Below are 22,397 nucleotides of genomic sequence, written 5' to 3'. Positions count from 1 at the left end.
GACTCCGTGGGGTAACGCGGTTGGTCCATCAAAGGACCCTGCGCACGATTATTGCATGCCCGGGGTGGGCTGCGGCATGAACAGGCGACCGGGCAGGCATGACTTCCGTGGGGTGCGGTACGCGGGCGTGGCCCGTAGAGTGCTGGCATGTTGGGAGTCCTCAGCCATACCCGTGTCCTCCGCCTGGCCGGCCTGTTCACCTGGGTCATGGTCGGCCTGCCGCTGGCGTACTCGCAGTTCGAGAACCTGCACAGCCGCAACGACATGGGCGGCTGGGCGATCCTGCTGTTCGTCGCCTACCTGTCCTTCGGCACCGCCTATTACTGGCTGACCCGCATCCTGCGCAGCGACAGCCACACCAGCTGGCTGGACCGCGGCCTGTTGCTGCTGCTGACGATCTCGGCGCTGGGGGTCAGCTTCCTCAGCGGCTCGGGCCTGGGCAGCATCCTGATGATGGTCGCCGCGGGGGTCATCCCGTGGATGCTGTCGATACGACTGGGCGTGCTGTGGCTGCTGGTCAGCCAGCTGGCGGTGGCACCGGTCTACTACATGCTGCTGCGCTTCCCGCTGTTCGAAGCAGTGATGCAGTCGCTGTTGTACGGCGGCTTTTCCATGTTCATCTTCGTGACCAGCCTGGTCGCCCGCCAGCAGACCGAGGCCCGCGACGAGCAGCGCCGGCTCAATTCGGAACTGCGCGCCACCCGGGCCCTGCTGGCCGAGAGCGCCCGGGTCAACGAGCGCACCCGCATCTCGCGCGAGCTGCATGACCTGCTCGGGCACCAGTTGACCGCGCTGACCCTGAACCTGGAAGTGGCCAGCCACCTGGCCGAGGGCCAGGCCCTGGAACATGTAAAGCGTTCGCATGGCCTGGCCAAGCTGCTGCTGGGCAACGTGCGCGAGGTGGTCAGCCAGCTGCGCGAGACCGGTGCCATCGATCTGGCAGCGGCCCTGCGTCCGCTGACCGAGAACGTGCCCTCGCTGGACATCCAGCTGGAGATCGAGGACCCGCTGAACGTCGAAGACCCGCAGCGGGCCCACGTGCTGCTGCGCTGTACCCAGGAGATCATCACCAACGCGGTACGCCACGCCGGTGCCCGCCACCTGTGGATCAAGGTGTACCGTGAAGCCCCCGACCGGGTGGTGGTGGAGGCCCGCGACGACGGCGTCGGCGCGGATATGGTCAATGTAGGCAATGGCTTGCGCGGCATGCGCGAGCGCCTGCAACAATGTGGTGGCCAGCTGCAGATCGAGACCCGCCCCGGCGAAGGATTCCGGCTGCGGGCGACGGTGCCGGCAACGGTGCTGGTGGCTGCCCTTACCAAGGTTCCTGAAGGAGTACGTTGATGATTCGCGTCTGCCTGGTCGACGACCAAACCCTGGTGCGGCAGGGAATCCGCTCCCTGCTGGCGCTCGACGACGGCATCGAGGTGGTGGCCGAGGCCGGCGATGGCCGGCAGGCGGTCGAGCTGATACCGCAGGTGCGTCCCGATGTGGTGCTGATGGACATGCGCATGCCGGTGATGTCCGGGCTGGAGGCGCTGCAGGTGCTGTCGCGCCAGGAGCAGCTGCCGCCGACCATCATCCTCACCACCTTCGACGACGACCAGCTGGTGCTGGCCGGGCTCAAGGCCGGTGCCAAGGGCTACCTGCTCAAGGACGTCACCCTGGCGCAGCTGGTCGGTGCCATCCGCACCGTGGCAGACGGCGGTTCGCTGGTGCAGCCTGCCGTGACCCAGCGCCTGCTGTCCGGCCTGGAGCACATGCGCAACGAGTTCGTCAGCCTGGACCGCCCGGACCCGCTGACCGACCGCGAGACCGAGATCCTGCGGTTGATGGCCAGTGGCTTCTCCAACAAGGAGATCGCCAACTCGCTGGGTGTGGCCGAAGGCACCATCAAGAACCACGTGTCCAACATTCTCTCCAAGCTGGGCGTCCGCGACCGTACGCGTGCCGTACTGAAGGCGTTCGAACTCCAGCTGGTCTGAGAAAAATCGTTCCGGTACAAAGACTTGGGTGATGGTCAGGGACTGCGGCCAAGGTTGCCCCCTACTGGCCGGTAGCGGTATGCGTTACCCTTCGAATTCTTTGTCCATACAAATACGCAGCCGGCAGGGAAACCGGTGCGCCAATCCCGATAAACAATGCCCGCGAAGCCTGCTAGGATTGGCGCTTCGCTTCAATCAACCCGGCCGTGGGATCGGCCCCGGAGACTCTCTGAATGACCCGTATTATCGAGTTCCTGATCGCCTTGGGGATCGTGGCTGGCCTGTTCGTCATCATTGGCGTATGTCTGCCGGGCGAGCGTCACATCACCGAAAGCATCGAGACCAACCGCAAGATGACGATCGTGTACGACACGGTCAGCAGCCTGCGCCGCTTCAAGGACTGGAACCCGCTGGTACTGCGCGATCCCGCCGTTGAACTGAAGCTGTCCGGCCCGGCCTCCGGCGTCGGTGCCACCCTCGACTTCACCTCCAAGGACCTGGGTACCGGCTCCTGGAAGATCACCGAAGCCGAAGAGAACAAGCGTGTTGCGATCGCCATCGATGACGCCACCAAGGGTCACGACAAGATCACCACCTTCACTCTGGAGCCGACCGGCAAGGGTGGCCGCAACGTCAAGATCACCCAGGACTACTCGGTGAAGTACGGCTTCGACCTGTTCGGCCGTTATGCCGGCCTGTATGTCAGCCGTCAGATCGGCGACGACATCAAGATGGGTCTGTCGCGTATGGCCAACATGCTGGCCAGCGTTCCGAACGTCGACTACCGCACCCCGGAAGCTCCGCTGACCGATCTGGCCATCGTCGATGTGCCGGCTGAAGACCTGCTGGTCGTCAACGCCGGTAACGTGGACCGCGGTCAGGACACGATCACCAAGTCGATCAAGGACAACCAGGAGTGGATCAAGCGCGTGATGGAGGCCAATGGCCTTGAAGCCGCCGGTCCGTTCCGCATCGTCACCACCGACTTCGGCCAGGAGAAGTACGCCTTCGACATCGCCCAGCCGGTGAAGAAGAAGGGTGCTGAAGGTGCCACCGCTGAAGAGCTGACCGTCAAGATCGACGGCGGCGCTCCGGTCAAGTACGTGCACGTGGCTCCGCACCGTTCGGCGCATGCGGCCTACACCGGCCACATGGCGGGTCTGGACGTGGCCCGCAACGGCCTGCGCGCCTGGGCCGTGACCTCCGGCAACGAAGTGATCGACCGTCCGTACGAATCCTGGAAGGACGGTATCGACAAGTCGTTCACCCCGGAAGGTACCTACGACATCTACTGGGCCGTCAAGTAAGCCTCGGCTGACCCATGTAGTGCTGGACACGAAAACGCGCCGCTTACTGCGGCGCGTTTTTTTTCATCTGGCGCCCGGCAAGGGGCGCTGTGCAAGGAGCCCACATGTTCAATCTCGAACGTCGCGCACGTAAGCCTTCCCTGTTGGCCTGCCTCGGTGCGCTGCTGGCAGCTGCTTCGATCGGCCTGTCCGCCTACGCGTCGCACGGTGTGGCCGATCCGTTGGCGCAGCAGCATCTGAACATGGCGGCGTTGTACGCGTTCGCGCATGGCGCGGTGCTGGTGGCGCTGGGGCCGCGCGCGCACGGGGTGATCGCGCACCTGGCGCTGTACGTGCTGCTGCTGGGTGTCCTGGTGTTTTCCGGCAGCCTGGTGGGGGGCGCGTTGTGGCAATGGCCGACGCGGATGGCGCCGATCGGTGGCACCAGCATGATGGCCGGATGGGTGCTGCTGGCGATCAATGCGTTGAGGCGGTAGCAGCAATCCGGGGAGGAACCGAGCATGGCTCGGCTCTACATGGGATTTGCGTCGGCAGCTTTGTAGAGCCGAGCCATGCTCGGCTTCGAGCGAAGCGACCCGCTTTTGTCTTTGCTCTCTTGTTCCATTCCGTGGCGGACGCACACGGAAACTGTCAGAGGCCGGGCGGGTGGGCTGGGCAGGGGTATCCGCGCCATGGATGGCGCGGCTAAGCCTCCAGGGACGGATTCACGGCGTCCCCTGCCCAGCCTACCCGCCCGGACAGCTCCATGAATTTCGCCGTGCAGCCGCCACGAGGGGCTCAGCCGTTGGCCGGTCTCCAGCACCAGTGCCACGGTTCGTAGACGATCCCGTGCGGGTTGTCGCGCGGGTAGCTCAGATGGAAACCATGGCCGCCGGCATGCACCTGCAGCCACGCAAACGCATCAGTGGCTTCGAACGATTCTTCGGCCGGGGCATCGCCCGGTGTGCCGATGTCCAGCGCATGGCCGCTGTGGTGTTCACTGAAACCCGGGGCGGCATTGACCTTCAGGATCTCGGTCACGCTCAAGCCGCGCGCAAGCTTCCGTTCGAAGATGCCCAACTGGTAGGCATGGCTGCGGAAGCCGGAAATCGCATCCAGCGCGATGCCGTCCTGCGCGGCGTGCAGGCGCATCCGCCGCCAGCCCTGTGCTGCGCCACGGCGCAGCCACAACGGGCGGGCGAAGCGGTCGCGGCCGGCGAAGTGCAGCAGGCAGGGTTCGGGCTCCAGCGGCAGGCCACTGCCGTCGGCATAGCGCTGTGCGTCCAGGCCAAGCTGCTGCAGGCGCTGCTGCAACCCGGCCAGCGGCAGCCACTGTTCTTCCAGCGTGGCACCGAATGGCCGTGCCGCTGTTGCATCCAACAGCGCCAGCGCTTCCTCGACTCCGGTCTCGCGCGGCAGGCGCGGCACCATCGAATGCACGCCGTGCGGCAGTACGGCCGCCAGGTAGCGGCCATCTTGCTTGCGCCGCAGCACCCAACGCGCCTGTGACAGCAGCCGTGCATCCAGGTTGCTGCGCGCGCGCAGCAGGTCGGCGGGCCACACTTCGATGGCCTCGGTATTGATCAGCAGGGGCGGGCGTCGTTGCATCGCCGCAGCTTACTGCCGTGGCGCCGACGCGGCCACCTTGTGCAGCGCATCGAGCAGCGCCTGCGGCCGTTCCACGCTGAGCAGCAACGTGCTGCCATCGCTGACTGGCAGGGCGAGGACACGCGCACGGTCGGTGACCAGGGCGAAGCCCTTGCCGCCGCCCTGCAGGCGGAAGTGGCCCGAGTAGAAGCCCGGCATTGAATAGCCATTGGTCTTGACACGGATGCCATAGCGGCGGTCACGCTGCAGGTCGACCACCTCGGCCTGCTCCAGCCGCAGCTGCGCCACCGGCACGCGCCGCCGGTACATCGTCGAGCGCACGTCCAGCACGTTGCCGGCCAGTTCCACGCGGCGACGGAAGAACGCGGCCCCCAGCCCGATGCCGAGCGCGGCGATCATCAGCAAGCTCCATGCCGCGCTGCCGCCCATCCGGAACCAGGGTGGCGACAGCGTTACTTCGATCCAGGGTGCGCTCGCCGGCGCCTTGTACAGCTGCGCATACACGCAGACCACGAAGGCAGCCAGCAGCGGCAGCACGATCCAGAGCACGCGCAGCGGCGAGCTCTCGGCCACGTCAAATGGTTTCGGATCGCTGGCGCCCATGGTTCAGGCCTCCTTCTTGAACACCAGCATCGCCGGGCGCATCGGCGCCGGGATGATGATGTTGACCAGTTCCCAGCCCAGTTGGCCCTGGCGGCTGAGTTCGGCCTGGATGTCCTCGGCCTTGTGCAGGCCCATCATGGATGTCTTGACCTCGATGGTCTGGTAGCTCCAGCGCTTGCTCATTCCTTGTCCTCCGGCGATGGCGTGGGTTTCGGCAGGCGTCCTGCCTTGCGCAGGGCGTCGCGCAGCACGTATTCGATCTGCGCGTTGAGGCTGCGCAGCTCATCGTCAGCCCAGCGCTGTGCCGCGGCCAGGACCTCGGCATTGATGCGCAGCGGATAGGCTTTCTTCTCACTCATGAAAACTCCTGGCGGGGCGGTGGGGCGCCCCGTTGCGAGGGTGGTTCAGTACAGCGAACCGGCGTTGACGATCGGCTGGGTGCCGCGGTCCGAGCACAGCACGGTCAGCAGGTTGCTGACCATGTGCGCCTTGCGTTCCTCGTCCAGCTGCACCACGCCGTTCTTCTGCAGTTCGGCCAGGGCCATCTCGACCATGCCGACCGCACCGGCAACGATGCGCGTGCGCGCGGCGATCACCGCGTTGGCCTGCTGCCGCTGCAGCATCGCCTGGGCGATTTCGGCGGCGTAGGCGAGGTGGCTGATGCGCGCATCGATCACCTGCACGCCGGCGTCGGCCAGGCGCTCGGCCAGTTCGTTCTTCAAATGCTGGGAAATCTCGCTGGCGTGGCTGCGCAGGGCCAGCTGGCCATCCTCATGCTGGTCGTAAGGGTAGCTGGTGGCCATCGCGCGCAGCGCCGATTCGGACTGGATGTGCACGAAGCTCTCGTAGTCGTCCACGTTGTAGACCGCCTCGGAGGCGTCGATCACCTGCCAGACGATCACCGCGGCGATCTCGATCGGGCTGCCGTCGAGCTCGTTGACCTTCAGCTTGCCGCTCTCGAAGTTGCGCACGCGCTGGCTGACCCGGCGCTTGGCATAGAAGGGGTTGTTCCAGCGCAGGCCGTTGTCCTTCACGGTGCCCACGTACTTGCCGAACAGGCTCAGTACCGCCGCCTGGTTGGGCTGGATGGTGTACAGGCCGGCGAGGATGAAGACGCCCAGCGCCACCAGCAGCACGCCCAGCAGCATCAGCAGCAGGTTGGGCGAGCCGGTGCTGGCCTTGGCTGCCACGCCCACCACGAACAGGGCAGCGCCGGCGAGGGCGACGAGCAGGGCGCCGGCCAGCGTGCCGAGGCCGTTGAGGGAAGACAGCGACTTCTCTTTCATGGCAGTACGTCCTTGAGGGTTCGGAATGAAGATATCAAAGTGATATCACTTGTCGACTACCGTTCGTCGGATGCCGTGGCCGGGACAGTCGGCCAGCTAGAATGCCCACCCGCCTTCACATCGCTGCTGGAACCGCCATGGCCAAGCTTGGAACTCCGTTGTCCCCCTCCGCCACCCGCGTGCTGCTGCTGGGGTCGGGCGAACTCGGCAAGGAGGTGGCCATCGAGCTGCAGCGGCTGGGCGTGGAAGTGATCGCCGCCGACCGCTATGCCGATGCCCCGGCCATGCAGGTCGCGCACCGCTCGCACGTGATCGACATGCTCGATGCGATGGCCCTGCGTGCCCTGATCGCCCAGGAGCAGCCGCACCTGGTGGTACCGGAGATCGAGGCCATTCACACCGAAACCCTGGTCCAGCTGGAACAGGAGCAGGGCCTGCGGGTGATCCCGACCGCGCGTGCCGCACGCCTGACCATGGACCGCGAAGGCATCCGCCGCCTGGCTGCTGAGACCCTGGGCCTGCCGACCTCGCCGTACCGTTTCGTGGATACCGAAGCCGAGTACCGCGCCGCCGTGGCCGCCATCGGCCTGCCGTGCGTGGTCAAGCCGGTGATGTCATCCTCGGGCAAGGGCCAGAGCACCCTGCGCAGCGAGGCGGACATCGCACCCGCCTGGGACTATGCGCAGACCGGTGGTCGTGCCGGTGCCGGCCGCTGCATCGTCGAAGGTTTCATCGATTTCGATTACGAGATCACCCTGCTGACCGTGCGCCATGCCGGCGGCACCTCGTTCTGCGCGCCGATCGGCCATCTGCAGAAGGATGGCGATTACCGCGAAAGCTGGCAGCCGCAGCCGATGTCGAGCAAGGCGCTGGCGCGTGCCGAAGAGATTTCGCGCGCGATCACCGACGACCTCGGCGGCTGGGGCCTGTTCGGTGTCGAGCTGTTTGTGAAGGGCGACGAGGTGTGGTTCAGCGAAGTGTCGCCGCGCCCGCACGACACCGGCCTGGTGACGCTGGTCTCGCAGGAGCTGAGCGAGTTCGCGCTGCATGCGCGCGCCATCCTCGGCCTGCCCATTCCGGTGATCCGCCAGAGCGGCCCGTCGGCCTCGTGCGCGCTGCTGGCGCATGGCGAAGGCGTGCCGTACTTCAACAACGTGGCGGCCGCGCTGCAGGTGCCGGACACCGCCGTGCGCCTGTTCGGCAAGCCCAGCGTGCACGGCCACCGCCGCGTCGGCGTGACCCTGGCGCGCGCGGAAACCATCGACGAAGCGCGTGCCATCGCGCGTGATGCCGCCGAAGCCATCGGCGTCGAATTGCGCCCCTGAAAAAGCAGCGACGACCGACGGTCGTCGCCTACCGGATTCCGGTGGGTACCGACCGTTGGTCGGTACCGATCTCCTGAAGCGCTGAGCCATGCTCGGCTGCTTTACCAGGTGACGCTTTCAGCCCGCCGAATGGCCTGCATTTTTAACTGTGCGCAATGAGTTAATGGATTGCTGTTGGTGGCCGGGGCGGGCCGGCAGTGGGCTTGCTGCAAGGTCACTTAGAATTCACGCTAGACAAGCGAGCTGAAAGCGACATCTGGTTGAGCGTCAGAATCCTGCGTGCTTTATCTTCTGCCAAATGAATGCCAAACACACCTCAGGAGAAGGCTTGGACGAGCGGCTTACATCAGCGCTACCTGCCTTGTATCACCGAATTGGCCAATCACTGATTGATGCCGTACCTACCGACCAATGCGGAATCTGGTTGAACTTCGAGATCATCAAGAATGCTTGGTCGGGTTGGGCGTTCTACCGCAAGCCGTCAGGCTCATACGGCCATCTAGAGCTTCCAGATGCTGCGGAAGCAGCGCTTCTGGAGATGCATCAGCTCTTTTCGCAATGGCACCATGCACTCTGGACGAGTTTGACGTTTCATCTGGATCCAGAGAACAAGATGGAAATCGAGCTCGGATATGAGCCGCTTTCTGAAGATGCGTTTATCGATTCCCAGGGCCGGGAGCAGGCTTGGCAGGATCGCTACCTTGGAGCAGGGGCGCAGATAGACTGGCAGGGCTACTGAGCCTGGTTGGTTGAAGCAGCCGAGCATGGCTCGCCTCTACAGGGCCCTTGGAACGCGGTGGCTGCATTCCGGTGGGTACCGACCGTTGGTCGGTACCCCATCGACACCGGTTACGGCTTCACGTCCACCCACACCAGGTGGTGGTCGCTGCCATCGGCGATCTTCGCTTCGGGGCTTTCATTGGCCGGCCAGAAGATGCCGCTGCCCACGTATTCGAAACCGGTCGAGGGCAGCACGTAGTCCAGGCGCATGGTGCCGGACTTCGGGCCGAAATCGCCAGTGGCGTGGAACGGTGCGCCCTTGCGCTCGATGCCCTTGGCCGCATAGGCCAGGCTGGTCTGCTCGCCACCGACGCTGCGCGGGGTGGGGTAGCGCAGCACGCGGGCGTTCTCGATCAGTTCGACGATCGCCTCATGGCGGCCATCGCCGTCGACCGGGTCGTTGTTGAGGTCGCCGAGGATCACGAAGCGCGCGTCCTGCGCCAGGCCGCCGCACTGGCCCTTGTCGTCGCACAGCCACGGCTTGTCACCCTTGGACAGGTATTCCTGCCACAGGCGCAGTTCGTCGTGGTTGCGCGCGGCGTTGCGCTTTTCCGGGCCGTCGAACACCGGCGGGGTCGGGTGCGAGACCAGCGCGTGCACCACGCCGGCCGGGGTCTTCACCGGCACGTCCCAGTGCGACTTCGACGACAGCCGCAGCTGCGACCACACGTGGTCGTTGTAGAAGCTCTTGCCGGTGCGCGGGTCGACCGGACGGATCGCGCCCGGCATCGCGCTCCACTTCAGCAGCTGGAAGCTGCGCACCTTGGCTTCATCGATCGGGTAGCGCGACAGCACCAGCATGCCGTACTGGCCCGGGTGCAGGCCGTAGCCCCAGGCATCGTTGCCGCGGCTGCGGCCTTCACCGCCGACCACGCCGTTGTTGTCCAGGTCCAGGCCGCTGGGCACGCCGGTATTGACCGGCGCCAGGTAGCGGTAGGCGAAGTGCAGCGGCTTGCCGCCACCGGGCTGGGCGACGTCCAGGTAGCGCTTCTGGAACAGGTCGGCGGCGCGATGGGCGTCGTCGAAGTCGAATTCGTTCAGCAGCACCAGGTCCGGGCGCACCTGCTGCAGCACCGCGGCGATCTTGCGTGCGTGCTCGCTGTCGCCTTCCAGTTCCTTGATCAGGCCACCGGCGTCATCGGAGTACAGCGAGGTGTTGTAGGTGGCCAGGCGCAGCGCAGCGGACGGCTTTTCGGTCATCGCAGGGGACGTGGCGAAGGCGGGGGCGGTGGCGCCGCAGAGCAGGGCCAGGGCGAGGATCAGGGGTTTGGCGTTCATGGGCCGTATTGTGCACCCGGCCCGGTGTCAGCGGTTTGTCAGCGCCCGTCCAGATCGTTGTCGAAATCGTGCCAGCGGCGGCCATCGTAGGCCTCCAGCGGATGGAAGCGGCGCTTGTAGTCCATCTTCTGGTGGCCGCGGATCCAGTAGCCCAGATAGACGTGCGGCAGGCCCTCGCGGCGGGCCCACTCGATCTGCTGCAGGATCGCGAAGGTACCCAGCCCGCGCGCGGCGTGGTCCGGGTCGAAGAAAGTGTAGACCGCCGACAGGCCGTGTTCGGTGACGTCGGTCACCGCCACCCCCAGCAGCTGGCTGGGTTGGCCGTCGTGGCCGGGCAGGCGCATCTCCATGAAGCGGGTGTGCGACCAGCTGCCGATCAGGAACTGCTCGAACTCGTGCGGGCCGTGGTCATCCATGCCGCCGTTGGCATGGCGGTGGGTGAGGTAGCGGTGGTACAGCGCGAACAGGTCGTCGCGGGCGGTGGCGGCGGTGATCCGCACCTCCAGGTCGTCATTGCGGGCGGCACAGCGGCGTTGGCTGCGATCCGGGGCGAAGCGCGCCACCGGAATGCGCACTGCCACGCAGGCCTGGCAGTGCGCGCAATGCGGCCGGTAGACCAGGTCGCCGCTGCGGCGGAAGCCCCAGCTCAGTGCCAGCGGGTACAGGCCGCCAAGGCGGCGATCGTGCGGGTCCAGCACCAGGTCGCGCGCCACCCGGTCCGACCAGTACCCGCAGGGGTGCTCGCCGGTCTGGAAAAGTCGCAGTTCGTCGTCTCTGTCGCCATGTATCGCCATAGGCACAGCATAGCCCCAGCCTGTCGCAGTGGTGGCGACTGTCCGCCGGATGAATGGAACCGGCAGTGGCGTCAACCGATGTCGCGCCCGGGCGTTCTTGTTCCCCGAGGGTGAAGTGATCACCCCGACGCTGTTCCCATCCCCAGGAGTGACCTCATGATCCGTACCCCTCTGTTGTTGGCCCTGCTGCTCGGCACTTCCGCTTCCGGTATCGCGCTTGCGGCCGACACCCCGACCACGCCCGCGCAGCGTCCGGCCAAGCTGGACACCAACGGCGACGGCGTCATCGACCGCAGCGAGGCGGCTGCCAACCCGCGCCTGGCCGCGAAGTTCGACGAGCTGGACAAGAACAAGGACGGCAAGCTTTCGCGCGATGAGTTGCCGCGCTGGAAGCACGGTCGCCGTGGCCACGGCGGTGAGCGCTGGGCCAAGCTGGACGTCAACAAGGACGGTCGCATCAGCCGCGAGGAGGCCAAGGCCGACCCGCGCCTGGCCGCGCGCTTCGACCAGCTCGATCTCAACAAGGACGGCTACCTGGACAAGGCAGATCGCGAGCTGCGCATGAAGCAGCGCCGTGACGCCTGGTTCGCTGCCGCCGACACCAACAAGGACGGCCAGCTGAGCAAGGCCGAGTTCGATGCGGCCAAGGGCCCGATGCACGGCGGCTCGCGCCACGGCGGTCCGCGCGATGGCGCCGCGCCGAAGCCGCAGCGCTGAGTTTCAACGCAATGAATGACGACAACGCCGGCGCACTGCCGGCGTTGTCCGTTACAAGCGGCCGCTGCGCATCAGTGAGTACACCACCAGCGCGATGACCATCAGGTTCATGGCGATGATGCCGGTGCGGCCATACATGGACTCGTATTTCCAGTTGGTCCCGCTGCGGCCGCGCCGCGCCGAATCGCGCGCGATCATCGGTGCCATCACCCGCTGCAGCGGCACCAGGCACTGGTAATTGACCACGCCCAGGCCTACCGCCAGCACCGTCAGCTGCGCCCAGACCGGCGCCTGCAGCATGACCGCCAGCAGGATCGCCAGGCACCAGAACATGCCGGTGATGATGTTGAGATAGAGGAACCGGCGCACGTCGGCGCGCTCGGATGCCGTTTCGGTGTACGACATCAGGAAACGTCCGCCCAGATAGCTGCCGATCGCACCACCGACCACGCCGCCGATCACCGCCCCCCAGCTTTCGGCCGGCAGCACGTGCAGCTGGCCCAGCGTGGCAGTCAGTGAGCCCATCGCAGTGCCGCCCGCAGCGCTGGCACCGCCGAGGCCAAGCTTGCTGCCGCCGATGCCGACACCGGTGCCGAGCAGCACCGCAGCACTGGCCGTGCCGGGCGCAGCCACCAGCACCATCGACACCACGGCAGTGGCGAATGCCGCGCTCGGGGCGCTGCTGCGCGCGAACTCGCCGAAGCGCTGCAGCAGGCCGTCGCGCACCAGGGCGCGGGCACGCGACAGGCGCTTGCGCACGGCGGCGTCACTGAGCCCAAGCAGGTCGGCCACTTGCTGCGAGCGCTGGCCTTCGCGGTAGTACAGCAACAGCACTTCGCGGCTGTCGGCCGGCAACGCGGAAATGATGTCCTCGGCGGCGATCTCTTCCTCCACCCGCTGCAGGCGATCGGCCGCGCCCGGGGCCGGGTCGGCGGCCATGCCCATCGCAACCTCGGCGGCCTCGCCGGTCAGCGGTCTGCCGCGCTGCGCGCGCAGCCAGTCGCGGGCCAGGTTGCGGGTGATCTGCCGCAGCCAGGGCAGGAAGCTGGTCGAGCTGCGCAGCTGGTGCAGCTGCTGCCAGCCCTTCACGAAGGCCTCCTGGGCGATGTCCTCGCTGGCCTGACGATCGCGGGTGATGGCCAGCGCGATGGCGGTAACCGTGTTCTGGCAGGCCAGCACGATGCGGCCATAGGCGTGTTGGCAACCGCTGGCGGCGGCGGGCAGTTCGCGTTCCAGGGTCTGGTCGATCGATGCGGCGAACGTCGTCATGGCGGCGGCTCTCCTGCTGGGATTGTGTCCCATGACGGAGCCGCGCGCGAAGTGTGACCAGCATTCTGTGCGGTAGTGCCGGCCGCTGGCCGGCAACCTCATGAAAAAAAAGGGACGGAGGGGATTAAGTCGTTTGAGGCACAAACGACTTAATCCCCTCCGTCCCCTTTTTGCGGCTGCCGGCCAGCGGCCGGCACTACCCGTGCGTCACTTCGAGGGCTGGATGCGGACCCGGACTTCTTCCTCTTCCGGTGCGGCCTGCGGGGCCGGTTGCGCCTGCTGCGGCTGGGCCTGCGGGGCAGGGGCCGGTGCGACCGGCGCCGGGGCGCCGCGATGGCGCAGGCCGATCACCAGCGCCACGCCGGCGATCACCACCAGCAGGGCGATGCGGATGCGCCAGGCCCAGCTGCGGCCACCGCTGCCCTGTTCCGGCGCGTCGCGGAAGGCGAATTCGGCGGTCGGATGGTCGCGGCGGGTGGTGTCGAGCAGTCGCGCCTCGCGCAGGATTTCACGCGCGCGCGGCTGGTCGTCGGCGCGCACGATCCACACCGCTGGGTAGGCGTTGGCGTTGCCCAGGTCGGTATAGCTGAACTGGCCGCGGCGACGGGTCTTGTACGAGCGCCCGTTGGTCACCTTGACGTCGATGCCATGCTCGCGCAGGAGCTCGGCGACGCCTTCGACGGTTTCCACGCGCTGGCTGCTGAAGATCTGGCGCATCGGATCAATCCTTGGCCGGCACGGCGGCGGCCGCGGCCTGGTCGGGAACCACGCGGATCAGGCCTTCCTGCGCGGTGCTGGCCACCAGTACGCCGTTGCGGGTGAAGAACTGGCCGCGGGCCAGGCCGCGCGAATCCTGCGCGCTGGGGCTGTCCAGCGAGTACAACAGCCAGTCATCGGCGCGGAACGGGCGGTGGAACCAGATGGCGTGGTCGAGCGAGGCCATCTGCACGTGCGGGTGGTAGTAGCTGATGCCGTGCGGGAACGTCGCCGTGCCCAGCAGGTGGAAGTCGGAGGCGTAGGCCAGCAGCGCCTGGTGCAGCTCCGGGGCATCGCCGACCGGCTCGCTCAGGCGCAGCCACACCTGATGGTACGGCGGGCGCTTGGGCGGGTTCAGTTCGTCACGCGGGTAGACGTGGCGGAACTCGAACGGGCCGCCGCGCGACAGCCAGCGCTGCACCTTGATCGGCAGCCGCTCCAGCACTTCGGCCGGCAGCGGGCGGTTCGGTTCGATGTCTTCCGGCTGCGGCACTTCGGGCATCTTGTGCTGGTGCTCGGCACCGGTTTCGGCCTGCTGGAACGAGGCCGCGCAGAAGAAGATCACCTTGCCGTGCTGGATCGCGGTGACCCGCCGCACCGAGAAGCTGCCGCCGTCGCGGGTACGGTCCACGTCGTAGACGATCGGATGGTCGATGTTGCCGGCGCGCAGGAAGTAGGCGTGCAGCGAGTGCACGTGGCGGCCGTTGTCGACCGTGGCCTGTGCCGCGGCCAGCGCCTGGCCCAGCACCTGCCCGCCGAACACGTACTTGGTACCGATGTCGCGGCTCTGCCCGCGGAACAGGTTGTCCTCCAGCCGCTCCAGCGTGAGCAGGTCGATCAGCTCGGAGACGACGGGTTCGGGCGTGTCGTTCAAGGGGGCGGCCACAGCAATGAAGAGGTCCCGATTATACCGGTCAGGCCAGTCCACCATTGGTAGTGCCGGCCGCTGGCCGGCAACCTCATGATCCTCCTGGGGCACCTGCGGTTGCCGGCCAGCGGCCGGCACTACCGGTTATTTGCCCAGCCTGGCGACCAGCGCCTGCAGGGCATTCTGCGCATCCGGGGCGAACCAGGCCTCGACGAAGCGGTCGAGCTGGATCAGGTCCGGCTGCAGTGCCACATGCAGGTCCGCGCGGGCGATGGCGCGGGTCAGCAGCATCGGCTGGCGCGGCTGCTTGAGCAGGTTCTGCAGCCAGGCCACGGCACGTGCCACCACCAGGTCACCTTCGGCCAGTTCGTCGACCAGGCCGATCTGCAGCGCCTGTTCGGCCGGCACCAGCGAACCGGTGGTCAGCAGGACGCCGGCGCGGTGCACGCCCACCGCACGGCGCAGCAGGCGCTGGATGCCCTCCGGTGCGATCAGGCCCACCTGCACTTCGTTCAGGCCGATGGCATACGGTCGCGACGGATCGGCGCTGCGCGCCATCACCCGGTAGTCGCAGCACAGGGCCAGCACGCAGCCGCCGGCCGGTGCATGGCCGGTGATCGCCGCGACCACCGGGATCCGGCTCTCGGCCAGCGTGCGCACGGCGCCAAAGAAGGCGTTCCAGGTGTCCAACAACTTGTGCTTGTCATCACCATGCGAGAGCAGGTGCGGCACGTCCATGCCACCGGTGAAGATGCGCTCGCTGCCCGACAGCACGATGCCGTGCGCGTCTTCGGCCATGGCCAGCTCGATGGCATGGATCAACTGCCGGCACAGTTCGGTGTCCAGTGCGTTGACCGGCGGCCGCGCCAGGCGCAGTTCGCGGATGGGGCCATGGTTGATCACCTCGATGAGCGTCGTCATGCTGCGGTCTCGTTGCGAAGAAGGAACCTGGGCGATGATAACCAAACCATTCGTTGGCGTACTGTTGGTTCTGTGTGCGGCCGCAGCATCGGCCTCGGCGGCGGAACCGGCCTGCGTCACGGTGGAGCAGGGCTGGGCGCGGCTGCCACCGAATCCGGCGATGCCGATGACCGCCGGCTACGGCGTGATCCACAACGGCTGCAGCAAGGCAGTGGCGATCACTGGTGCGACCAGCAGCAGCTTCAATGATGTGTCGCTGCACGAAACCACGATCACGGATGGGGTCAGCCGGATGCGCGCGATCGAGCGCCTGCCGCTGGCGCCGGGCGCACGTGCCGAGCTCAAGCCCGGTGGCCTGCACCTGATGCTGACGCAGGGCAAAGGCGCGTTGAAGGAAGGCCAGGCGCTGCCGCTGCGACTGCAGCTGGAAGGTGGCGGCGAAGCGAGCGCGACGCTGACCGTGCGCAAGGCCGCGAAATGACGATCGGGTAGTGCCGGCCAGCGGCCGGCACTACCAGGCGGGCTTATGACCAGTCGTACGAGAACAGCACCGTGCGGCTTTCCGGCTCGTACAGCATCACGATCGCATCGGCGCCGGTGGCGCACCAGTTGTAGCCGGCCACGTCGGCCACGGCGAAGAATTTGTTGCCATTGCGGGTGATGATCACTGTTTCGGCATCGTCCGCAGCGTTGGGGTCATCGGCTGCTTCGGTGAAGCCCAGCTCGAATGCTGCGGGAATCTCCGCGGTCTCGGTCCAGTTGCCGAAACCGATCGGGCCACCCAGCGTATCCAGATAATCGCGCTCGCTGGCCTCACCCTTGCCGTAGCGCGAGTAGCAGGCGAGGCGGCCATGCGTGGCATGGTAATCGCGGGCCTTGGCGTAGCTCTCGCGCATCTGCGCGATGTGCTCCTGCGCATCCTTGTCCTGCACCGCATCGCCGATGAAATAGCCCGCGTTGCCGAGGAAGCGCATCTCGTTGCCGGCGGTCAGTTCGAAGGCGATCCAGTTGGTGCCGGTGAAATCGTTGTGGTGTTCTTCGGTGGTCTCGCCGATGCAGCCGTCGTACGGCTCGATCGGGCACAGCATCGTTGTCACCTGGCCGGCCAGCTCCGGGCGCAGCACGCCGAGGTCGATCTTCAGCAGCGGCAGCAGGTGCTGGCCGAGCCAGGCTTGGTCGGCGGGAAAGACGTCGGTGGGGAAGGCGACCATGCCGGGTAGCAGGTCGCGCAGTTCAGTCTGGTGGATCATGTCAGTCCTTTGATCAGTGTCGGTAGGGCCGGCCGCTGGCCGGCAAGCTCATTACCGCCGAAGCGTGCCGATCAAGGTCGGCACCTATCAGGGCATTTCAGCTGGAGGCGCTGCGGATCGCCCCCGGCAGCGACGCGCTCTTGCCGGTCTGGGTGTCCATCCAGACCACCACCACGTTGCCGTCCGAATAGAGCTTCGATTCGTCCTGCTGGTCGACGATGCGGTGGCCGATGGTCACGCTGCTGTTGCCCAGGCGCTCGACGAACAGCTCGACCAGGATGTCGTTGGGCCATACGATCGGCAGCCGGTAGTTGACGTTGGTCGCGGCCACCACCGGTGCGATGCGGTCGGTCATCGACACACCGTCCACGCCCAGCATCCAGCGCACGCGCGCTTCTTCCAGGTAGGAAATGTACTTGGCGTTGTTGACGTGGCCCATGCTGTCCATGTCACGCCAGCGCACGCTGATCGGAATTCGGGCCAGGATCTTGTGTTCGCTGCTCATCAGGCGTCCTTCTTCTTTGTCGTGCTCTTGCTGGCCTTGCCGGTGCTCTTGGCGGCTACCGCCTTCTTGGCCACCTTGGCCGGCTTTTCAGGCTTCACCTTGCGCGGCGGGCGGGCGTCGGGCTTGTTGGCCATGGCAGCCGGCTGCTCCGGGCGCGCGCTGGTGGAAGGCAGCATGCGCGCCAGGAACTGGCCGGTATACGACTGCGGGCAGGCCGCCACGTCTTCCGGCGTGCCGGTGACCAGGATGGTGCCACCGCGATGGCCGCCTTCCGGACCCAGATCAACGATCCAGTCGGCGGTCTTGATCACGTCCAGGTTGTGCTCGATCACCACCACCGTGTTGCCTTCGTCGCGCAGCTTGTGCAGCACGCCCAGCAGTGCTTCGATGTCGTGGAAGTGCAGGCCGGTGGTCGGCTCGTCGAGGATGTACAGGGTGCGGCCGGTATCGCGGCGCGACAGTTCCTTGGACAGCTTCACGCGCTGCGCTTCACCACCGGACAGCGTGGTCGCGCTCTGGCCCAGCTTGATGTAGCTCAGGCCGACGTCGACCAGTGTTTCCAGCTTGCGCGCAATCGACGGCACCGGCTCGAACAGCTTCAGTGCATCCTCGACGGTCATTTCCAGCACGTCGTTGATGTTGAAGCCCTTGTACAGGATCTCCAGCGTTTCGCGGTTGTAGCGCTTGCCATGGCAGACGTCGCAGGGCACGTACACGTCCGGCAGGAAGTGCATCTCAACCTTGATCAGGCCGTCACCCTGGCAGGCTTCGCAGCGGCCGCCGCGCACGTTGAAGCTGAAACGGCCCGGCGAATAGCCGCGCGCACGCGCTTCGGGCACCTGTGCGAACAGTTCGCGCAGCGGCGTGAAGAGGCCGGTGTAGGTGGCCGGGTTCGAGCGCGGGGTGCGGCCGATCGGCGACTGGTCGATGTCCACCACCTTGTCGAACAGGTCCAGGCCATCGATCTCCTTGTACGGAGCGATCGGGTGCGAGGCACCGTTGATCTCGTTGGCGGCCAGCGAGAACAGGGTGTCGTTGATTAGGGTCGACTTGCCCGAGCCGGATACGCCGGTCACGCAGGTCAGCAGGCCCGACGGAATCGCCAGGTCCACGCCCTTCAGGTTGTTGCCGGTCGCCCCGCGCAGGTGCAGGGTCATCTTCGGGTTCGGCGTGTGCCGGCGCGCCGGAATCTCGATCGCGCGCTTGCCCGACAGGTACTGGCCGGTCAGCGAGCGCGGTGCCTCCAGGATGTCCTGCAGGGTGCCCTGGCCGACGATCTCGCCGCCGTGCACGCCCGCGCCCGGGCCGATGTCCAGCACGTAGTCGGCCAGCCGGATCGCATCCTCGTCATGCTCGACCACGATCACCGTATTGCCCAGGTCACGCAGGCGGGTGAGGGTACCGAGCAGGCGTTCGTTGTCGCGCTGGTGCAGGCCGATCGACGGCTCGTCGAGCACGTACATCACACCGACCAGGCCGGCGCCGATCTGGCTGGCCAGGCGGATGCGCTGTGCCTCGCCACCGGACAGGGTGTCGGCCTTGCGCTCCAGGGTCAGGTAATCCAGGCCGACATCGACCAGGAAGCCGAGGCGTTCGCCGATCTCCTTGACGATCTTCGCGGCGATCTCGCCACGCCAGCCCGGCAGGCTCAGTTCACTGAAGAACTTCAGTGCCTCGTCGATCGGCAGCACCACCAGCTCCGGCAGCGGGCGATCGGCCACGAACACGTTGCGCGCCGCCTTGTTCAGGCGCGCACCATGGCATTCCGGGCACGGCTGTTCGCTGATGTACTTGGACAGCTCCTCGCGCACCGCCGGCGACTCGGTTTCCTTGTAGCGGCGTTCGAGGTTGGGAATGATGCCCTCGAAGCGATGCTTGCGCTGGGTGCGGCCACCGGCTTCGGTGAAGTAGGTGAACGTGATCGTTTCATCGCCACTGCCGTACAGCACGGCCTGCTGCACCTTGGCCGGCAGCGAGTTCCAGGCGGCATCCACGTCGAACTTGTAGTGCTTGGCCAGCGAGGCGATCAGCTGGAAATAGTAGGCGTTGCGGCGGTCCCAGCCGCGCACCGCACCGGCGGCCAGCGACAGCTCCGGATGCACCACCACGCGCGAAGGGTCGAAGAACTCGGCGATGCCCAGGCCATCGCAGCCGGGGCAGGCGCCCATCGGTGCGTTGAACGAGAACAGGCGCGGTTCCAGCTCCGGCAGCGAGTAGTCGCACACCGGGCAGGAGTACTTGGAGGAGAACAGTGCCGGCGTGGCGTCGGCGGTGTCCAGGCTCTGCACCGAGGCCATGCCATCGCCCAGCTTCAGTGCGGTCTCGAAGCTCTCGGCCAGGCGTTGCTTGATGTCCTCGCGCGGGCGGAAGCGGTCGATCACCGCCTCGATGGTGTGCTTCTGGCGCAGCGCCAGCGGCGGCACCGCATCGATTTCATACAGCTCGCCGTCCACGCGCACACGCACGAAGCCCTGCGCACGCAGCTGGTCGAACACCTGTGCGTGTTCGCCCTTGCGGTCGCGGATGACCGGCGCCAGCAGCATGTAGCGCTGTTCCGGGTCCAGCGTCAGCACCTGGTCGACCATCTGGCTGACCGTCTGCGCTTCCAGCGGGTAGCCGTGGTCCGGGCAGCGCGGGGTGCCGACGCGGGCGTACAGCAGGCGCAGGTAGTCGTAGATCTCGGTGATGGTGCCGACCGTCGAACGCGGGTTGTGCGAGGTCGACTTCTGCTCGATCGAGATGGCCGGGGACAGGCCTTCGATGTGGTCCAGGTCCGGCTTTTCCATCACGCTCAGGAACTGGCGCGCATAGGCCGACAGCGACTCGACGTAGCGGCGCTGGCCTTCTGCATAGATGGTGTCGAACGCCAGCGAGGACTTGCCCGAACCGGACAGGCCGGTGATCACGATCAGCTTGTCGCGGGGCAGGTCGAGGTCGAGGTTCTTCAGATTGTGCGTCCGCGCGCCGCGGATGCGGATGAAATCCATCGCCATGGGGGATCCGGTTGTGGGGGCGTTGGCTGGGTGCCGGGCCAGCAGGGAACGGCAATCGGTCAGCCTACCGAGGTGACCAGATGGGGGCAATGGGCGACAATGCCAGCCCGATGTCTCACCTGATGAGACAGGCCGACAGGCAGGGGTCAGATCCCTTTTCACAACGTGAAAAGGGATCTGACCCCGTTCCGGCCAGGCCTCCGGGCCGTTCAGGGGTTGACTTGACCCGCGCCCGCTGATCTGCGTAAAATCCCGCTCCTGTCCGCCCTCGATGGCGGCAGCTCAGACCACAATAACTACAGAGGAAGGCCTGGTCATGTACGCAGTACTGGTCACCGGCGGTAAGCAATACCGCGTGGCGCAGGGCGAAAAGCTCCGCATTGAAAAGCTCGAAGTCGAAGTCGGCAGCGAGATCAAGTTTGACAACATCCTGATGCTGGGTGACAGCGACGGCGTGAAGCTGGGCGATGCGCTGAAGGGCGCTGCCGTCACCGCCAAGGTCCTGTCCCAGGGTCGTGCTGACAAGGTCCGGATCATCAAGTTCCGTCGCCGCAAGCACCACATGAAGCGTCAGGGTCACCGTCAGTACTACACCGAAATCGAGATCACCGGCATCGCCGGCTAAGCATCAGGAGAAGCAGTCATGGCACATAAAAAGGGCGTAGGCTCCTCGCGCAACGGTCGCGACTCCAACCCGAAGTACCTGGGCGTCAAGATCTTCGGCGGCCAGGCCATCGAAGCCGGCAACATCATCGTGCGTCAGCGCGGCACCCAGTTCCACCCGGGTTCGGGCGTTGGCCTGGGTCGTGACCACACCCTGTTCGCCCTCGTGGACGGCAAGGTGGAGTTCTCGGTCAAGGGCGCCAAGAAGCGCCGCACCGTCAGCATCGTCTCGGCCGACGCCTGATCCAGGCATCGCCGGCACCCGTGCCTCGGCATGGGGGTGCTGCATGAAGAGCCCCGCTTCGGCGGGGCTTTTCGTTAGAGTGAAAGCAAGACCGGCCAGGCCGGATTGCCGGCCAGCGGCTGGCATAACATTCAAGGCGACGGCTGGCAGGCCGCGCCCATCGCAGGCATCGAAACAATGAAACTGGTAGACGAAGCAGAAATCGAAGTGTTCGCCGGCAACGGCGGCAACGGCTGCATTGGCTTCCGTCGCGAGAAGTTCATTCCGCTCGGCGGCCCGGACGGCGGCGACGGCGGTGCGGGCGGCAGCGTGTACATCCGCGCCGACGAGAACCTGAACACCCTGGTCGACTTCCGCCATGACCGCATCTTCAAGGCGCAGCGCGGCGAGAACGGCATGGGCCGCCAGGCCTATGGCAAGGGTGGCGAAGACCTGACCATTACCGTCCCGGTTGGCACCGTGGTGATCAACGTCGCCACCGATGAAATCATCGGCGACCTGACCCAGCACAACGACCGCCTGCTGGTGGCCCAGGGGGGCCGCGGCGGCTTGGGCAACATGCATTTCAAGAGCTCGACCAACCGCTCGCCGCGCCAGGCGCTGCCGGGCGAGCCGGGCGAAGAGCGCACGCTGAAGCTGGAGCTGAAGCTGCTGGCCGACGTCGGCCTGCTGGGCTTCCCCAATGCCGGCAAGAGCACCCTGATCCGTGCCGTTTCGGCGGCGACGCCGAAGGTGGCCGATTACCCGTTCACCACGCTGTACCCGAACCTGGGTGTGGTGAAGGTGGAGAACTACCGCAGCTTCGTGATCGCCGACATTCCGGGCCTGATCGAGGGCGCGGCGGATGGTGCCGGCCTCGGCGCGCAGTTCCTGCGCCACCTGCAGCGCACCCGCCTGCTGCTGCACCTGGTGGACATCTCGCCGATGGAAGGCGGCGTGGAAGGCATTTCCCCGGTCGAGCAGGTGCGTGCGATCGAGCGCGAACTGGAAAAGCACGATCCGGAGCTGCTGAACAAGCCGCGCTGGCTGGTGCTGAACAAGGCCGACCTGATGTTCGAAGACGAAGCGAAGGCGGCGGCCGAGCAGATCGTCGCCGAGCTGGGCTGGAAGGAGCCGTGGTTCCTGGTTTCCGCGCTGGGCCGCGAAGGTACCTTCCCGATCATGAGCCGGATCATGGCCTTCTTCGATCGCCAGAAGGAAGACGAGCTGGAAGCCCGCAACGCGCAGTAATGCTGTTGTGGTTCCATGCGAAAAACCCGGCTTCGG

Annotated in this window: 25 protein-coding genes; 11 read left to right on the top strand and 14 right to left on the bottom strand. The window is 66.3% G+C overall.

All coding sequences use genetic code 11. The features are described 5' to 3' along the window. Positions 1-147: 147 nt before the first annotated feature. The 4 genes from VPH47_RS15420 (at position 148) to VPH47_RS15405 (ending at position 3,768) form a co-directional block, all read left to right on the top strand. Entirely contained in the window at positions 148-1,344 is a 1,197-nt protein-coding gene (locus tag VPH47_RS15420; RefSeq protein ID WP_153856396.1) for a sensor histidine kinase, read from the top strand. After that, complete coding sequence (locus VPH47_RS15415) at positions 1,344-1,985, top strand: response regulator transcription factor (protein ID WP_006424175.1); 642 nt, start codon at positions 1,344-1,346, stop codon at positions 1,983-1,985. Before VPH47_RS15420 ends, VPH47_RS15415 begins: the two co-directional genes overlap by 1 nt. A 233-nt stretch (positions 1,986-2,218) precedes the next feature. After that, positions 2,219-3,292 (top strand): SRPBCC family protein, encoded by a 1,074-nt coding sequence (locus VPH47_RS15410; RefSeq protein ID WP_110711588.1) that lies wholly within the window; start codon positions 2,219-2,221, stop codon positions 3,290-3,292. A gap of 104 nt (positions 3,293-3,396) precedes the next feature. Continuing rightward, positions 3,397-3,768, top strand: a complete 372-nt coding sequence (locus VPH47_RS15405) for a DUF423 domain-containing protein (RefSeq protein WP_368851181.1) — start codon at positions 3,397-3,399, stop codon at positions 3,766-3,768. 301 nt (positions 3,769-4,069) lie between these two features. On the opposite strand, the gene VPH47_RS15400 is transcribed toward VPH47_RS15405, so the two are convergent. From VPH47_RS15400 to VPH47_RS15380, 5 genes are read right to left on the bottom strand one after another with little or no spacing between them, the layout of a single operon-like run. Further along, positions 4,070-4,879 carry a D-alanyl-D-alanine carboxypeptidase family protein gene (locus VPH47_RS15400; RefSeq protein ID WP_368851180.1) on the bottom strand — a complete coding sequence of 270 codons (810 nt, stop codon included), beginning with the start codon at positions 4,877-4,879 and terminating at the stop codon, positions 4,070-4,072. A 9-nt stretch (positions 4,880-4,888) separates the two neighbouring features. Next, positions 4,889-5,482, bottom strand: coding sequence for a PH domain-containing protein (locus VPH47_RS15395; RefSeq protein ID WP_368851179.1), 594 nt, complete (start codon positions 5,480-5,482; stop codon positions 4,889-4,891). A 3-nt stretch (positions 5,483-5,485) separates the two neighbouring features. Then, complete coding sequence (locus VPH47_RS15390) at positions 5,486-5,665, bottom strand: DUF4177 domain-containing protein (protein WP_006424209.1); 180 nt, start codon at positions 5,663-5,665, stop codon at positions 5,486-5,488. Then, the gene (locus VPH47_RS15385; protein WP_005408543.1) at positions 5,662-5,841 is read right to left on the bottom strand and encodes a hypothetical protein; all 180 of its coding nucleotides are present in this window, start codon (positions 5,839-5,841) and stop codon (positions 5,662-5,664) included. The genes VPH47_RS15390 and VPH47_RS15385 overlap by 4 nt, the downstream gene beginning before the upstream one ends. A gap of 45 nt (positions 5,842-5,886) precedes the next feature. Further along, positions 5,887-6,768, bottom strand: coding sequence for an SPFH domain-containing protein (locus tag VPH47_RS15380; protein ID WP_197610242.1), 882 nt, complete (start codon positions 6,766-6,768; stop codon positions 5,887-5,889). Between the two features lie 137 nt (positions 6,769-6,905). Between VPH47_RS15380 and purT the strand changes: the two genes are divergently transcribed. Together purT and VPH47_RS15370 are read left to right on the top strand one after the other, a co-directional pair. Further along, positions 6,906-8,093, top strand: coding sequence for a formate-dependent phosphoribosylglycinamide formyltransferase (purT, locus tag VPH47_RS15375; protein ID WP_180847399.1), 1,188 nt, complete (start codon positions 6,906-6,908; stop codon positions 8,091-8,093). A 424-nt stretch (positions 8,094-8,517) separates the two neighbouring features. Next, positions 8,518-8,832 (top strand): immunity protein YezG family protein, encoded by a 315-nt coding sequence (locus tag VPH47_RS15370; RefSeq protein WP_368851178.1) that lies wholly within the window; start codon positions 8,518-8,520, stop codon positions 8,830-8,832. Between the two features lie 110 nt (positions 8,833-8,942). On the opposite strand, the gene VPH47_RS15365 is transcribed toward VPH47_RS15370, so the two are convergent. Together VPH47_RS15365 and VPH47_RS15360 are read right to left on the bottom strand one after the other, a co-directional pair. Next, a complete protein-coding gene (locus tag VPH47_RS15365) occupies positions 8,943-10,151 on the bottom strand; it encodes an endonuclease/exonuclease/phosphatase family protein (protein ID WP_153856393.1) in 1,209 nt (402 codons plus the stop codon). A gap of 38 nt (positions 10,152-10,189) precedes the next feature. Then, on the bottom strand, positions 10,190-10,945 hold the full coding sequence (locus tag VPH47_RS15360) for an arginyltransferase (protein WP_049447050.1): 756 nt from the start codon (positions 10,943-10,945) through the stop codon (positions 10,190-10,192). Between the two features lie 156 nt (positions 10,946-11,101). Here VPH47_RS15360 and VPH47_RS15355 point away from each other — a divergent pair, with 156 nt between their 5' ends. Beyond that, positions 11,102-11,662, top strand: coding sequence for an EF-hand domain-containing protein (locus tag VPH47_RS15355; protein WP_368851177.1), 561 nt, complete (start codon positions 11,102-11,104; stop codon positions 11,660-11,662). A 51-nt stretch (positions 11,663-11,713) separates the two neighbouring features. Here VPH47_RS15355 and VPH47_RS15350 read toward each other — a convergent pair whose 3' ends face one another. From VPH47_RS15350 to VPH47_RS15335, 4 genes are all read right to left on the bottom strand, one after another. Continuing rightward, a complete protein-coding gene (locus tag VPH47_RS15350) occupies positions 11,714-12,931 on the bottom strand; it encodes an RNA polymerase sigma factor (protein ID WP_125427831.1) in 1,218 nt (405 codons plus the stop codon). A gap of 207 nt (positions 12,932-13,138) precedes the next feature. Then, positions 13,139-13,648 (bottom strand): pathogenicity-like protein, encoded by a 510-nt coding sequence (locus tag VPH47_RS15345; protein WP_248859637.1) that lies wholly within the window; start codon positions 13,646-13,648, stop codon positions 13,139-13,141. Positions 13,649-13,652: 4 nt separating this feature from the next. Next, entirely contained in the window at positions 13,653-14,561 is a 909-nt protein-coding gene (gene tesB, locus VPH47_RS15340; protein ID WP_008265305.1) for an acyl-CoA thioesterase II, read from the bottom strand. Between the two features lie 138 nt (positions 14,562-14,699). Further along, on the bottom strand, positions 14,700-15,476 hold the full coding sequence (locus tag VPH47_RS15335) for an enoyl-CoA hydratase/isomerase family protein (protein ID WP_010483336.1): 777 nt from the start codon (positions 15,474-15,476) through the stop codon (positions 14,700-14,702). Between the two features lie 34 nt (positions 15,477-15,510). Here VPH47_RS15335 and VPH47_RS15330 point away from each other — a divergent pair, with 34 nt between their 5' ends. After that, entirely contained in the window at positions 15,511-15,957 is a 447-nt protein-coding gene (locus VPH47_RS15330) for a copper chaperone PCu(A)C (protein ID WP_368851176.1), read from the top strand. A 43-nt stretch (positions 15,958-16,000) separates the two neighbouring features. On the opposite strand, the gene VPH47_RS15325 is transcribed toward VPH47_RS15330, so the two are convergent. The 3 genes from VPH47_RS15325 to uvrA all read right to left on the bottom strand — a co-directional run bounded on the left by VPH47_RS15325 (position 16,001) and on the right by uvrA (position 20,224). Beyond that, positions 16,001-16,726 carry an enolase gene (locus tag VPH47_RS15325; protein ID WP_368851175.1) on the bottom strand — a complete coding sequence of 242 codons (726 nt, stop codon included), beginning with the start codon at positions 16,724-16,726 and terminating at the stop codon, positions 16,001-16,003. 97 nt (positions 16,727-16,823) lie between these two features. After that, positions 16,824-17,231 (bottom strand): acyl-CoA thioesterase, encoded by a 408-nt coding sequence (locus tag VPH47_RS15320; protein WP_368851174.1) that lies wholly within the window; start codon positions 17,229-17,231, stop codon positions 16,824-16,826. Beyond that, a complete protein-coding gene (uvrA, locus tag VPH47_RS15315) occupies positions 17,231-20,224 on the bottom strand; it encodes an excinuclease ABC subunit UvrA (RefSeq protein WP_197610254.1) in 2,994 nt (997 codons plus the stop codon). The genes VPH47_RS15320 and uvrA overlap by 1 nt, the downstream gene beginning before the upstream one ends. Positions 20,225-20,540: 316 nt before the next feature. Here uvrA and rplU point away from each other — a divergent pair, with 316 nt between their 5' ends. The 3 genes from rplU (at position 20,541) to cgtA (ending at position 22,361) form a co-directional block, all read left to right on the top strand. Continuing rightward, positions 20,541-20,849: a 50S ribosomal protein L21 gene (rplU, locus tag VPH47_RS15310; protein ID WP_005408557.1), complete on the top strand. Its 309-nt coding sequence runs from the start codon at positions 20,541-20,543 to the stop codon at positions 20,847-20,849. A gap of 18 nt (positions 20,850-20,867) precedes the next feature. After that, positions 20,868-21,131: a 50S ribosomal protein L27 gene (rpmA, locus tag VPH47_RS15305; RefSeq protein ID WP_005415704.1), complete on the top strand. Its 264-nt coding sequence runs from the start codon at positions 20,868-20,870 to the stop codon at positions 21,129-21,131. Positions 21,132-21,308: 177 nt separating this feature from the next. Continuing rightward, on the top strand, positions 21,309-22,361 hold the full coding sequence (gene cgtA / locus VPH47_RS15300; protein ID WP_110714281.1) for an Obg family GTPase CgtA: 1,053 nt from the start codon (positions 21,309-21,311) through the stop codon (positions 22,359-22,361). The last annotated feature ends 36 nt before the right edge of the window (positions 22,362-22,397 follow it).

This window comes from Stenotrophomonas sp. WED208 (genome assembly GCF_040984485.1).
Taxonomy (GTDB): domain Bacteria; phylum Pseudomonadota; class Gammaproteobacteria; order Xanthomonadales; family Xanthomonadaceae; genus Stenotrophomonas; species Stenotrophomonas riyadhensis.
This window is presented reverse-complemented; position numbering and strand designations above follow the sequence as displayed.

What these genes read in the sequence shown, in the direction of transcription:
- VPH47_RS15420 (WP_153856396.1), top strand. Translation starts at nt 148, where the DNA reads ATGTTGGGAGTCCTCAGCCATACCCGTGTCCTCCGCCTGGCCGGCCTG.
- VPH47_RS15415 (WP_006424175.1), top strand. Translation starts at nt 1,344, where the DNA reads ATGATTCGCGTCTGCCTGGTCGACGACCAAACCCTGGTGCGGCAGGGA.
- VPH47_RS15410 (WP_110711588.1), top strand. Translation starts at nt 2,219, where the DNA reads ATGACCCGTATTATCGAGTTCCTGATCGCCTTGGGGATCGTGGCTGGC.
- VPH47_RS15405 (WP_368851181.1), top strand. Translation starts at nt 3,397, where the DNA reads ATGTTCAATCTCGAACGTCGCGCACGTAAGCCTTCCCTGTTGGCCTGC.
- VPH47_RS15400 (WP_368851180.1), bottom strand. Translation starts at nt 4,879, where the DNA reads ATGCAACGACGCCCGCCCCTGCTGATCAATACCGAGGCCATCGAAGTG.
- VPH47_RS15395 (WP_368851179.1), bottom strand. Translation starts at nt 5,482, where the DNA reads ATGGGCGCCAGCGATCCGAAACCATTTGACGTGGCCGAGAGCTCGCCG.
- VPH47_RS15390 (WP_006424209.1), bottom strand. Translation starts at nt 5,665, where the DNA reads ATGAGCAAGCGCTGGAGCTACCAGACCATCGAGGTCAAGACATCCATG.
- VPH47_RS15385 (WP_005408543.1), bottom strand. Translation starts at nt 5,841, where the DNA reads ATGAGTGAGAAGAAAGCCTATCCGCTGCGCATCAATGCCGAGGTCCTG.
- VPH47_RS15380 (WP_197610242.1), bottom strand. Translation starts at nt 6,768, where the DNA reads ATGAAAGAGAAGTCGCTGTCTTCCCTCAACGGCCTCGGCACGCTGGCC.
- purT (WP_180847399.1), top strand. Translation starts at nt 6,906, where the DNA reads ATGGCCAAGCTTGGAACTCCGTTGTCCCCCTCCGCCACCCGCGTGCTG.
- VPH47_RS15365 (WP_153856393.1), bottom strand. Translation starts at nt 10,151, where the DNA reads ATGAACGCCAAACCCCTGATCCTCGCCCTGGCCCTGCTCTGCGGCGCC.
- VPH47_RS15360 (WP_049447050.1), bottom strand. Translation starts at nt 10,945, where the DNA reads ATGGCGATACATGGCGACAGAGACGACGAACTGCGACTTTTCCAGACC.
- VPH47_RS15355 (WP_368851177.1), top strand. Translation starts at nt 11,102, where the DNA reads ATGATCCGTACCCCTCTGTTGTTGGCCCTGCTGCTCGGCACTTCCGCT.
- VPH47_RS15350 (WP_125427831.1), bottom strand. Translation starts at nt 12,931, where the DNA reads ATGACGACGTTCGCCGCATCGATCGACCAGACCCTGGAACGCGAACTG.
- VPH47_RS15345 (WP_248859637.1), bottom strand. Translation starts at nt 13,648, where the DNA reads ATGCGCCAGATCTTCAGCAGCCAGCGCGTGGAAACCGTCGAAGGCGTC.
- VPH47_RS15335 (WP_010483336.1), bottom strand. Translation starts at nt 15,476, where the DNA reads ATGACGACGCTCATCGAGGTGATCAACCATGGCCCCATCCGCGAACTG.
- VPH47_RS15330 (WP_368851176.1), top strand. Translation starts at nt 15,511, where the DNA reads ATGATAACCAAACCATTCGTTGGCGTACTGTTGGTTCTGTGTGCGGCC.
- VPH47_RS15325 (WP_368851175.1), bottom strand. Translation starts at nt 16,726, where the DNA reads ATGATCCACCAGACTGAACTGCGCGACCTGCTACCCGGCATGGTCGCC.
- VPH47_RS15320 (WP_368851174.1), bottom strand. Translation starts at nt 17,231, where the DNA reads ATGAGCAGCGAACACAAGATCCTGGCCCGAATTCCGATCAGCGTGCGC.
- uvrA (WP_197610254.1), bottom strand. Translation starts at nt 20,224, where the DNA reads ATGGCGATGGATTTCATCCGCATCCGCGGCGCGCGGACGCACAATCTG.
- rplU (WP_005408557.1), top strand. Translation starts at nt 20,541, where the DNA reads ATGTACGCAGTACTGGTCACCGGCGGTAAGCAATACCGCGTGGCGCAG.
- rpmA (WP_005415704.1), top strand. Translation starts at nt 20,868, where the DNA reads ATGGCACATAAAAAGGGCGTAGGCTCCTCGCGCAACGGTCGCGACTCC.
- cgtA (WP_110714281.1), top strand. Translation starts at nt 21,309, where the DNA reads ATGAAACTGGTAGACGAAGCAGAAATCGAAGTGTTCGCCGGCAACGGC.